1 protein-coding gene is annotated in these 1,748 nt (G+C 35.7%); it reads right to left on the reverse strand.

Going from position 1 to position 1,748, the window contains the following annotated elements:
- Positions 1 to 147: 147 nt before the first annotated feature.
- Positions 148 to 1,572, reverse strand: coding sequence for an ATPase domain-containing protein (locus tag AB1414_20240; GenBank protein MEW6609744.1), 1,425 nt, complete (start codon positions 1,570 to 1,572; stop codon positions 148 to 150).
- Positions 1,573 to 1,748: the final 176 nt, after the last annotated feature.

Consider the following 1,748-nt stretch of genomic DNA (forward strand, 5'->3'; position numbering starts at 1 on the left):
TAAATGGTAACTGGTTAAATGGTAATTGGTTAAATGGTAATTGGTTAAATGGTAACTGGTTAAATGGTAATTGGTTAAATGGTAACTGGTTAAATGGTAATTGGTTAAATAGTTACCAGTTACCAATCACCAGTTACCAATCACCAGTTACCAGTTACCAATTACCATCCCAGAATTAGTAATCTTAAACCCTCTAATTTCCTTATCATGGTCAGAACCTCGCATCTTGAGGATAGTAATATATTTATTTATCCTCCCTTCCTCCTCCTTATATCTTAACTGAATGATAACATCAATAATCACTGAAAGTTTAGTTTCTGTAATACCAAAGGTAGTTCCTTCAATAGATTCTGATGTCAAGATGCTGGTTATAGATTGTTCATCAAAGTAGTCTATTAAAGATAGGATATAATTTTTAAGATGTGTAGGGTCTCCAATGGATACCTCAATATCCGCTATTGAATCTATAACCACTCGTTGAATCTGTTGTTGTTGTGTAACCTGCATAATCTTTGCATGAAACTCATCTACATTTAGTTCTACTGGGGAGTAATGTAAGATGATAATCTTGTTTTCTTTTACAAGTTTAGCAAGTGGAATATTAAGTCCTTGTGCTAATCTGAATATCAAATCAGGCGATTCCTCAAATGATATTAAAAGTCCCCGCTCATCATTTATATCTCCTTGTTGCAGGAATTGAAGAGCTAAAGTAGTCTTTCCTGTACCTGAATTACCAGCTACTAATGTAGATGAGCCTGTAAATAGCCCACCATTAAGCATCTTATCTAAACCTTTTATACCCGTCTTTATTTTTGGACAAGAAACATCTATTTCGGGTTTGACCATTTTCTGTTTTGGCATAAGCCTTGGATGAACGATAATCCCATCCTTTGTAATTGAAAACCGGTGTTTACCTGCAAAGTAATCTGAGCCACGCATCTTGTGTATCTCCAGGTAGCGTCTGCGTAAATACCCTTTGGTATCGGAAGAGATGTTTAGGATACTATCTGCAATGGCAAATATTGGCTCTTGCTTTATCTCTTCTTCTGTATACTCACCAACTAAAAATGATGTGCATTGGTAGGCAAGAAGTTCAACCCCTAAATCATAGGTAAATTTACGAATCTCTTCTTCAGACCCAAGTAGCCCATGAATAGCTTTAAAACTATCTATAACTACAATCTTTGCCTCTTCCTCATCAATCTTATTTATAACAAACTTAATACCTTTCTCTAATCCCTCTTTTCTTAAAACACTCCCAAGGTCTATTACCTTAATATACTTGAAGAATTTCTCTTTGTCAAAAAAACTAAACTGCTGCAAATAGCGGATGACCTTAATTGGTGGCTCTGAGATGGTGGTAAAGTATAAGGCTTTATTCTCTTTACTAACATTATTAAACAGCAGTTGGTAAGTAAAGACTGTTTTACCACTACCTGGATGCCCGGTGATGGCATTAAAAGAATATAGTGGTAAGCCATTTGGCAAGATAATCTCATCAAAACCTCTCAAGCCTGTATGGATAGGCTTTAAATCTACCACAGAAACTGGTTTTTTAATTCCTTTTGACATGATTTTATTCCTCCTCTTTAGTCAGATGAAAAGAATTAATTACTTTTTCGGTAACCGTTCAGGGCTATACATTAGAAGTGTAAACAAGGAGAAATGGGGAAAAGGGAGAATTGGAGAAATGGCTCAAACTTTTTCTTGCTCCACCCTTCGGACATCAATCCTGGAGTCTGCGAAAT

The sequence above is a fragment of the bacterium genome, from assembly GCA_040755795.1.
Lineage (GTDB): Bacteria > UBA9089 > CG2-30-40-21 > CG2-30-40-21 > SBAY01 > JBFLXS01.